At 62.5% G+C, this 9,906-nt stretch carries 8 protein-coding genes and 5 tRNA genes; all 13 read right to left on the bottom strand.

The features are described from left to right. Positions 1–858: DUF4347 domain-containing protein (locus APH30_RS24295; protein WP_054913986.1), on the bottom strand; the 858-nt coding region annotated here is incomplete at its 3' end. A gap of 85 nt (positions 859–943) precedes the next feature. Continuing rightward, positions 944–1,492, bottom strand: a complete 549-nt coding sequence (locus APH30_RS24290) for a phage tail protein (protein ID WP_054913985.1) — start codon at positions 1,490–1,492, stop codon at positions 944–946. Positions 1,493–1,527: 35 nt separating this feature from the next. Next, positions 1,528–1,857 carry a hypothetical protein gene (locus APH30_RS24285; protein WP_054913984.1) on the bottom strand — a complete coding sequence of 110 codons (330 nt, stop codon included), beginning with the start codon at positions 1,855–1,857 and terminating at the stop codon, positions 1,528–1,530. Continuing rightward, positions 1,857–2,354, bottom strand: a complete 498-nt coding sequence (locus APH30_RS24280) for a GNAT family N-acetyltransferase (protein WP_054913983.1) — start codon at positions 2,352–2,354, stop codon at positions 1,857–1,859. Before APH30_RS24280 ends, APH30_RS24285 begins: the two co-directional genes overlap by 1 nt. 120 nt (positions 2,355–2,474) lie before the next feature. Further along, positions 2,475–4,574, bottom strand: a complete 2,100-nt coding sequence (locus tag APH30_RS24275; RefSeq protein ID WP_177333786.1) for an efflux RND transporter periplasmic adaptor subunit — start codon at positions 4,572–4,574, stop codon at positions 2,475–2,477. Next, positions 4,571–5,890, bottom strand: a complete 1,320-nt coding sequence (locus APH30_RS24270; protein ID WP_054913982.1) for an efflux RND transporter periplasmic adaptor subunit — start codon at positions 5,888–5,890, stop codon at positions 4,571–4,573. Before APH30_RS24270 ends, APH30_RS24275 begins: the two co-directional genes overlap by 4 nt. Next, on the bottom strand, positions 5,887–6,648 hold the full coding sequence (locus APH30_RS24265; RefSeq protein ID WP_054913981.1) for an efflux RND transporter periplasmic adaptor subunit: 762 nt from the start codon (positions 6,646–6,648) through the stop codon (positions 5,887–5,889). The genes APH30_RS24270 and APH30_RS24265 overlap by 4 nt, the downstream gene beginning before the upstream one ends. 324 nt (positions 6,649–6,972) lie before the next feature. Continuing rightward, positions 6,973–7,048: transfer RNA gene (locus APH30_RS24260), tRNA-Lys, on the bottom strand. A 5-nt stretch (positions 7,049–7,053) separates the two neighbouring features. Next, positions 7,054–7,130 (bottom strand) — tRNA-Pro (locus APH30_RS24255). 47 nt (positions 7,131–7,177) lie between these two features. Further along, positions 7,178–7,253 (bottom strand) — tRNA-Lys (locus APH30_RS24250). 6 nt (positions 7,254–7,259) lie between these two features. Beyond that, positions 7,260–7,336, bottom strand: a tRNA-Pro gene (locus APH30_RS24245). A gap of 3 nt (positions 7,337–7,339) precedes the next feature. Next, positions 7,340–7,415: transfer RNA gene (locus APH30_RS24240), tRNA-Asn, on the bottom strand. Positions 7,416–7,879: 464 nt separating this feature from the next. Further along, a partial coding sequence (gene clpB, locus APH30_RS24235) for an ATP-dependent chaperone ClpB (protein WP_054913980.1) occupies positions 7,880–9,906 on the bottom strand: 2,027 nt, incomplete at its 5' end.

The following is a 9,906-nucleotide window of genomic DNA, read 5'->3' as shown; positions in this document are numbered from 1 at the left end:
GGCACTGCCAACCTGGTACAGGACGTCATCACGGCCGTCGCCGTTGAAGTCGCCGATGACCATCTTCGGCAGGTTGCCCGACGCCAGCACCGGTGCAGTGGGGTTGGCACCACCGGTGAAGCTGGCAGCCAACAAGCCTTGATAGCCGCCCAGCTGCGCCCCGAGCGCGGTGCTTTCAATCAGCCTGCTGGTACGCTCGAGGGTCCAGTTGCCACCCAAGTCCACGGCACCCGTATCGTCGGCCGAGGCCGCCACATCGGCACCGGTAATGGCCGACAGCTCATCGATGAAGGCCTGGCCCTTGGCCGTTTCACCGACATTGCAACCGTACAGCAGCAAATCACCGTCGGCCTTCAATGCCGAGCCAATGCTCTGCAGTTCCGCCCGATGCTCGGCCAGGTTGTTGCTTGCCAGCCATACGTTGCCCATCTGCACGCTGCCATCGGCACCGTGAGACAGCAGATGAATGGCATCCAGCCCTTCGCGACCATTGAGATAGTCGGCCATCTGTTGCAGGCCATCCTTGGCCGGGTCGAGGATGACCACTTCGGCGTTACCCGCCAGCCCTTGCAGCAAGCCTGCGACATCGGCCACCTGGCCGTCGACGAACACGACCTCGTTGCGTTGGTTACCCTGTTCACTGGGCGGCGTGGCAGCCTGCTGGTCATTGGCTACCGTGCTGTCCTTGGCCGGCGTGGTTGCCGCCTCGGTGGTCGCCGCAGCATCCTGGGCAACCACCCCCACAGAGGCATCGAACATGATCCGCGGCTCCAGGGCCATCAGCAATGGCGGCTGCGCGCCGCCTCCAACCACTGGCTTCGATGCCCGTTTGCGCGAGAAACGTTCGATGAATTTCATGCAGCACCTCCTGGTGACGCTGGGTTGCCTGCCTGGCAACCCGGCTGAAAGAGTGATGGTGACCCGCGGTCACCATCGGTTATCACTACCACGGGTGGGGTGGATAGATACCCTGCAGGGCAATGATGAAGCTGACCGCCAGGTAGGGGTTGCGAACAGCGAACGGTGTGGACCCCCCTGTCACCTGGATCGACTGCGGCGCCATGCTGGTGGGCTCCACCAGGCTTTCACCGTAGACGTTCACCGCGTTGCCGCTGCCGTCCACCGCTGCTGCCAGGTAGGTGTTGGGTCCAGGCTTGTCGGTGGTCGCCATTGCCTGGGAGGCCACTTGCAGGTGGGTGTGCATCGGCATATTGCTGTTGAGCAGGGTGACATTCTCCACACCACCGGCTTGCCCAAGCGCAAATGGCGCGGCTACGTCTGGGGCGTTGGCCCCCTGGCCGATCGGGGCACGGCCACCAAAATGCGGTAGGCCGAAGGTCGTCTGCCCGTTCCCGCCGTAAAACGTGCTCAGCAACGAGAACAATGCGGCGTTCTGCGAAATCGGCAACAACTGTCCCTGGCACATTGCGTAGTCCTGCGGGGCGTAGCTCCCTGCAAACATCTTGATCTCACCGATAAAGGGATCACTCATCGAACACTTCCTTTGTTGCGTGGTTGGGATTCAAGTCAAGGGTGTGCCGTTCGCAGGGCGTGGATAACCATCTGCAGAGCATGCCGACCATCTCGCAAAGGCATCATCGGGGTCATCAACACAAGCCATTGGCAAGCGTCGGAGGCAGTCAGGCGGAAAACTGCCTGGGGTAGCCGCACACCCTGGGGCAAGGCGAATATGGCGGCGAAGCACTCATACTCATCGCTCATGCCCAGGCCGTCGCGCAGATCGACCAGCTCGACCGCGATATGCTCGCCAGGCCCCACCTGCAGCTTGAAGCCAGCAGGGTCGGCCGCCATGAGCTGCGCACGGCTGGGCATTGGAAACTCGTCTACTGCACTCATCAGGCAATCCTCGCAGCGGGTTTGGCAGCTTCACGGCGCATGCGCAGGTAAACCCCGTTTTGATCGGTGATTTCAAAGCCAGCGCGTGTGTACAAGCGCTGCGCCGGGTTGTAGTTCTCCACGAACAGCTCGACCGCCAGGCCGAGTTGGTCGGCCCGGTACAGTTGCTGGTGGATCAGATCGGTGCCGATACCTTGGCCCTGGAATTCGGGCAGCAGGGCAATATCGATGATGTTCAACCGGGCGCTGCCCCAATTGAGGTAAAGCCGGCCGATAGGCTGCCCGCCGGCTTCGATCACGCAGAAGTCAGCAGCGGGATAGTGTTGCTGGTAGTAGGCGTGCTGAAAGTTGAACTGCTGACTGAGGAACCGTTGGATTTCGTCCGCAGGCCAGCCGCTATGGGACATTTCGAAAGCGCGGCTGGTGGCGTACAGGTGCTCGATAAAGCCCATGTCGCCTGTCTCCAGGGCACGCAGCGTCACAGCGTACTTCGTCATCAAAGCAAACTTCCCTGTAATCGATAACTGCTGGAGCAATGTAGCCGTGCGATGGACATCGCACGTTGAGATATGGCCAATTGATAGCACCATATCCCAATTGTCCTACAATCGCACTACTTAAAACCCACTTTCTCGCACCCCGATCGCGGCCATGCGTCGCCACGCTGCCGCCACCAGCGATTCGCCGGCACCGTTCAGTACCACGACGCCCCGCTGCGGATGCGCAAGGGGTGGTTGATCCGGGTCTTGCAAGGCAAATTGCGCCCCGTACTGCGCCTGCAGTGGCTGGGCTTTCTTGTCTTCGTCACGGCGCACGGCGATTGGGCCTTTGTGGTCCGAAACCAGCGCCTCCTGGTCGATGTGGCTCACACCGGTGGCATCCACCGCCACCAAGCTCACCGCCAGGGCGCTGCGCAGAACATCATCGGCTATGAATTGCCCCGTGCTGCCAGGCGCTACCCGCCACAGGTCGGCCTCGGTGAGGTAGCCACGCAGGCGCAGGCCATGTTCGGTCACCCGCGCCAGCGGCAGGTCGGCGCTGACCCAACGGCCCGGCTGCAGGCTGTCGGCCAGGTCACGCACGGTACCGGCGTGCGGCGCACGCAGGCTCAAGCGCGCACGCTGTGCCGCCAGGCCACGGTACTCCGCCACCGCCTCGGCCAGGCGCTGTTCGAGAATGCCACTGTCCACCGCCGTGGTACTGCGGCTGGACTGGCGGCGCAACTGCAGCTGCAGAATGCTGATTTCACGCCGGTTGATCGCCATGCGCGATTCCAGGTCCGGCGAGGCCAGCACAGCCAGCACCTGGTTCTCGCTCACCTGTTGTCCGTCGCGTACCTGCACAGCCACGACCTGCGCCGCTACCGGTGCATGCAAGGTACTGGCCCGCGAGGCCTCAAGCATCGCCGGCACCTCCACCCCACTGCGCCAGGGCACCAGCAGCAGCGCCAGCAATGCCATCAGGCCGCCCGCCAGCCATAGCACCTTGCGTGGCTGCGCACGGTCGCGGTGCTGCCACCAGTGGCGCATTTCCTTCCACACCGGCAGGCCGATGAACCACACCAGTTCGACCACCATCAGGAAGATGCCGAGCACCTTGAAGAACAAGTGGTAGACCGCCAGCGCAATTCCGAAGAACAGCACGGCGCGCCACAGCCACGACGCGTACCCCCAGCACAGCAGCCGCTTGCGCAGGCTTGGCGACCAGTGTTCGGGCGGCGCTTCGCCGTACCCGAACAAGGTTTCACGCAGGTGCCAGCGGCACAGTGCATAGCCCCGCCCTTGCAGGTTATCCACACCCCACAGGTCGCTGAGCAGGAAGTAACCATCAAAGCGCATCAGCGGGTTGACGTTGATCACCAGGGTGGTGATCCAGGTCGCACTGGCAAGCATGAACGCCGCCGTGCGCCCTGCCCCGTCCGGCAGCAGCGACCAGGCCAGCAGGGCGATGCCTGCCAGCAGCAATTCCGCCAGCACGCCACCGGCACCGATCAGCAAACGGGTACGGCGGTCTTGCACGCGCCAGGCATCGCTGACGTCGGTGTACAGCATGGGCAAAAGCACCATGAACGCCACGCCCATGCTCGGCACCCTGCAACCGGCGCGCTTGGCCATGTAGGCATGCCCGAATTCGTGGCAAAGCTTGGCGAACCCCAAGGCAATGGCGAAGGCCGCCATGCCGCCGAAGCTCAACAACTGGGGAAATGTCGCCAGAAACCGCTCCCAGTCGCGCATCACCAGGAAGGCGCCCAACAGCACCACTACTGGCAACCCCACCCGCAGCAGGCTGGGCCCATGGCGTTCCAGCCATGGCCAGGTGCGGTTGAGAAAAGCGTCCGGGCGCCACAGCGGGATCCGAAAGAACAGGTACTTGTGCAGCACCTGGGTCCAGATGCCCTGGCGCTGGCTGGCGGCCTTGGCCGCATAGCTGGCGCCCTGCTCCGGGTCGCCGCCGCTGATCAGGTCGTGGCCACGCAGGAACTTCAACAACTCGTCCAGCGACTGCGGGGTCAACGGCACCCCAGGCTCGGCGTTGGCCGCTTTCAGCACTTGCAGTCCGTCCGCCAGGGCCCAGTGGCGCAGCAGGCGCATGGCAGGTGCGCCGAGCTTGAAATACTTGCCCCGCAACGGGTCGGCCAGTGTCCATTGCGGCGAACCGTCCAGCCCTGGCGTTGCCGCCGAGAGCTGCAAGTCTGGGCGTAGCGGCGGCAGCATCATAGCCCCACCGCCTGACGCAACGCTGCCAACGGCCTACGCAGCAAATACAGCGCCAGTGGCGCGCGATCGCCGAACAACTTGGCGGTGCCGCGCAAACCGATACGCGGCGGGGCGCTGTCGAAGCTGGCGTCCAGCCGGTAAGCCAACTGGCCGGCAGGCGTGCTCTGCGCTTCGTAGGCCGCACGGTCAAGCCTGGCCGCATGGCGGTGCAATGGATCGCTGTCGAGGAACAACGCCACTTCGGCACCTGTTTCCAGGCCAATGGCGTCGGCAACTGGCAGCTCGATACGCAAATCGGCCTGCGCCGGGTCGGCAATTTCCATCAGCCTTTCACCGGTACGGATCGGCTTGCCGAGCATACGCTGGGCATCGGCGAATACCGCGATGCCATCGCGTCCTGCCTTTACCTCACTGCGCGCCAGCAAGTCGCGGGCGTAGTCGCGCTCGGCACGCTTCTGCTCCACGCGTGCGGCCAGCAAGTCCAGGCGCGCACTGGAGTCGGCATCGGAAAACGCCCGTTGGGTATTGGCTTTCAGTTCAGCCTCGGCGACCCCAAGGGTACGCTCGGCCACATCGGCCTGAGCCTTGAGAACCGTGGCATCGAAGCGCACCAGCGGTTCACCGGCACGGACCGGCTGGTTAGGCTTGACCAGAAACTCGGCGATTACACCGTCCAGCGGCGCGGCGACGATCTGGCCATTGCGCGGTACCACTTCGGCAGGCGCCAGTACCGACTGCCGGACAGGCAGCAGCAGCAACAGAAAAAGCGCGCCGGCCACGGCCCAGCGGGTGCGGGCCGGCCAGCGCAGGCGCCAGGGCTTGCTCGGTTGCAGGGCCCGCCAGGCATGGCTGTAGCAATCGCCCAACTGCGCCAGCAGCGCCTGCTCTGCCTCGCTCCACGGGTTGTCCCGGGCCAGCCACAACCCGCCAAAAACGTCACCACGGCGGTCTTTCAGCGGTAGCCAGAACGCCTGGGGTGCCGACAGCGCCTGCCAGTCATCGCGGCTGTTCGAGTCCACGCTGTCCTGCGCCACTGCACCTGGCAAGCCCAGGCGCTCGCCGTTGGCCAGCTGCGCGGCCACGCGCTCGATGAACACCACGAAGGGCGCGTTTGGCTCGACCACACTGATGCCGGTCAAGGCGCGGACTTTGCCGGCAATCAGCAAGGCGCCGTGGCGATAGCCAAACAACGGCTGGCTGTCATTGACCATGCTGAACGACAGCACCTCGATGGAGGCAGCCGCTCGCGCCTGACGCTCCAGCTTCAGGTAATGGGCCAGCAGTTGCTCCAGCGGGCCGGGAACGGGCGCGTTCATTGTGGCTGGGCGAAGTGGGCGGTACCGCTCATCCCGGCCAGCAGGCCTGGTGTCTTGGCCGGCACGCTGGCGATCAGCAGCAGCGTCTGGCTGCCCTCGTCGATGCGCGCCCCCAGGCGCTTGACCACTGCATCAATGGGTTGGCCGGTTTCATCGGGGACAAAACTGAAGGTCTGCTCAGGCTTGAGTTTGCCGAGCCAGCGCGAGGGCACCAGCAAATGGATTTCCAGCGAGCGGTTGTCGACGATTTCCAGCAACGGCGCGCCGCTGGCCACGCTTTCGTGAGCCTGCACCCGGCGTGTCACCACTTGCCCGTCGAACGGTGCCTTGACCTGGCAACGCTGCACTTGCACCTGGTAAACCTGGGCTTCGGCCTGGGCTTGCGCCTGGCGAGCCTCGGCCAGGCTCACCTCGAAACGGCCGACCGAATTCAACGCGGCCAGTTGTTGCTTGTTGCGCAGCTCTTCCCGGGCAGCCCGCACAGCAGCACCGGAGGCATTGGCCTGGGCCTGATAAGCACTGCAATCGAAGCGCACCAGCACATCGCCCTTGCTGAAGGCCTGGCCTTCGGCAAACGGCATCTCCACCACCCGGCCGGGCAACTCACTGGCCAGGACCGCCTGCGAGCGTGCACGCAAGACCCCGCGTATTTCGCTGGCAGTGGCTGCCGGCGCATCCAGCAACGGATCGCCCTCAGTGGCGGCTTGCGCCACAACGCCCCAAACAACCAGTACCGCACAGCCCAGCCACTGCTTCATGTCGCTACGTCCTTGTATGAATCTTTACGCTTGCAAAGGGGTTATCAGCCGATTCGCCCCGAACTTGATCCACCGTCGGTCGCCCACCGGGCGTCATTGGCCGTTGGGATACAACAGAAGCGTCAAAGGCAGGAAATGAGGAGCTGTATAGCCGGGAATGTTGGGGACTGTGAAAAGCATCACAAAAATTGCGCAGCGCAATGGCCGAATGCTATCAACGTTTTTGTCCTGCTGGAAGTAGGCGCGCCTGTTGAACGTTGGCGATCACTGTGTTTGGCCGCGCAAACGAAAAAGCCCGCCTTGAATAGACGGGCTTATCGTAGATGGTGGGTCGTGTAGGATTCGAACCTACGACCAATTGGTTAAAAGCCAACTGCTCTACCAACTGAGCTAACGACCCAAAAATGGTCGGGGTGAGGGGATTCGAACTCCTGACATCCTGCTCCCAAAGCAGGCGCGCTACCGGACTGCGCTACACCCCGAGGTCTTTCAAAAAAAAGGGCATCTCTTTGAGATGCCCTTCTTTACATGGTGGGTCGTGTAGGATTCGAACCTACGACCAATTGGTTAAAAGCCAACTGCTCTACCAACTGAGCTAACGACCCGGAAAATGGTCGGGGTGAGGGGATTCGAACTCCTGACATCCTGCTCCCAAAGCAGGCGCGCTACCGGACTGCGCTACACCCCGAGATGGCTCCGCGACCTGGACTCGAACCAGGGACCCAATGATTAACAGTCATTTGCTCTACCGACTGAGCTATCGCGGAACTGAACTTCGGTACTACTTTCCGATTTGCTACTCCGAAGACTGTGTTCGCTTCGGACTCTTGAGCTTCGCTGCTTTCGCGTTGTAGCTGCTGAGGCCGGCTATTCTACATTCTTCGTTTTGCTTGTCAACCACTTTTTTTCATTCAACTTACTGATTTGTAAGTTGTTTTGCGGCCATCGTTACTGCTGATGATTCGCTTAGTGCCTGACAACGCGGCGTATATTAGGGGCACTCGTTTTTTGATGCAAGCAAAAATTTCAAAAATTTCAGCGGGTTATCCAGACAGGCTGGGAAAGCCCGAATTTGCTGGGGCGGTGCCGGCTTCTTCGCGGGTGAACCCGCTCCTCCAGGGTTATGCGCAGGCTTCAAGGCTGCAGGTAAACGTATGACCCGCTAACAGGCCAGCGCAGGCAGCCAGGCAAAAAAAAAGCCCCGCAAATGCGGGGCTCATGGTGAAGCAAGTCAACCAAAGACGATTTCGTCGCCTTCCACCTTGGCAGTGATCGCGGTACCCGGCATGAACTTGCCTGCCAGGATCAATTGCGCCAGCGGGTTTTCGATCCAGCGCTGGATCGCCCGTTTCAGCGGGCGGGCACCGTAGACAGGGTCGTAACCCACGGCGATCAGCTTGTCCAACGCTTCCGGGCTCAGGCTCAGCGACAACTCGCGCTCCAGCAGGCGGCTGCGCAGGCGGCCCAGCTGTATCTCGGTAATGCCAGCGATCTGCTCGCGGCCCAGCGGCTCGAACACCACCACTTCGTCGATACGGTTGATGAACTCCGGACGGAAGTGCGCCCCTACTGCATCCATCACTGCCGCACGCTGTGCCTCACGGTCGCCGACCAGCTCCTGGATCTGTGCCGAGCCCAGGTTGGAGGTCATCACGATCACCGTATTACGGAAGTCCACGGTGCGCCCGTGGCTGTCGGTCAGGCGGCCATCTTCCAGCACCTGCAGCAACACGTTGAACACATCCGGGTGAGCCTTCTCCACCTCGTCCAGCAGCACCACCGAGTAGGGCTTGCGCCGTACCGCCTCGGTCAGGTAACCGCCCTCTTCGTACCCTACGTACCCGGGTGGCGCACCAATCAGGCGAGCCACGGAGTGTTTCTCCATGAACTCGGACATGTCGATGCGGACCATGGCCTCTTCGGTGTCGAACAGGAACTCGGCCAGTGCCTTGCACAGCTCGGTCTTGCCCACACCGGTAGGGCCCAGGAACAGGAACGAACCACTTGGCCGGTTGGGGTCGGACAACCCGGCACGCGAGCGGCGCACAGCGTTGGCCACGGCGGTTACCGCTTCGCCCTGCCCGATCACGCGCTGGTGCAGCAACGCTTCCATTTTCAGCAGTTTTTCGCGCTCGCCCTCCAGCATCTTGGATACCGGAATACCGGTCCACTTCGACACCACCTCGGCAATCTCTTCCTCGGTCACCTTGTTGCGCAGCAACTGGTTCTCGGTCTTGCCGTGCTGGTCGACCATCTGCAGGCTGCGCTCCAGGTCCGGGATTACCCCGTACTGCAGCTCGGCCATGCGGCTCAGGTCGCCCTTGCGGCGGGCAGCTTCCAGCTCCTGGCGGGCCTGCTCGATCTTTTGCTGGATCTGCGCCGAGCCCTGTACTTCGGCTTTCTCCGAAGCCCAGATTTCTTCCAGGTCGGAGTACTCGCGCTCCAGCCGTTCGATTTCTTCGGTCAGCTTCTCCAGGCGCTTTTTCGCTGCCTCGTCTTCTTCCTTCTTCAGCGCCTGCGATTCCACTTTCAACTGGATCAGGCGGCGATCGAGGCGGTCGAGCACTTCCGGCTTGGAGTCGATCTCCATGCGGATGCGGCTGGCCGCTTCGTCGATCAGGTCAATGGCCTTGTCCGGCAACTGACGGTCGGTGATGTAGCGGTGGCTGAGTTTGGCCGCAGCGATAATGGCACCGTCGGTGATAGCCACCTTGTGGTGCACTTCGTAGCGTTCTTTCAGGCCACGCAGGATGGCGATGGTGTCTTCTTCGCTCGGTTCCTCTACCAGCACTTTCTGGAAGCGGCGCTCCAGGGCGGCGTCTTTCTCGATGAACTGGCGGTACTCGTTCAGCGTAGTGGCACCCACGCAGTGCAGTTCGCCACGGGCCAGGGCGGGCTTGAGCATGTTGCCTGCGTCCATGGCACCCTCGCCCTTGCCGGCGCCAACCATGGTGTGCAGTTCGTCGATGAACAGAATGATCTGGCCTTCCTGCTTGGACAGCTCGTTCAGCAGCCCTTTCAGGCGCTCCTCGAACTCACCGCGGTACTTGGCACCCGCAATCAGCGCGCCCATGTCCAGCGCCAGCAGGCGTTTGCCTTTCAGGCCGTCGGGCACTTCGCCATTGATGATGCGCTGGGCCAGGCCCTCGGCGATGGCGGTCTTGCCCACGCCGGGTTCGCCGATCAGCACCGGGTTGTTCTTGGTACGGCGTTGCAGCACCTGCACCGTACGGCGGATTTCGTCGTCGCGGCCAATGA

Source organism: Pseudomonas sp. NBRC 111127 (assembly GCF_001320345.1).
GTDB classification, from domain to species: Bacteria; Pseudomonadota; Gammaproteobacteria; order Pseudomonadales; family Pseudomonadaceae; genus Aquipseudomonas; species Aquipseudomonas juntendi.
Note: the sequence above shows the minus strand (reverse complement) of the source record. Positions and strands in the feature narration are given on the sequence as shown.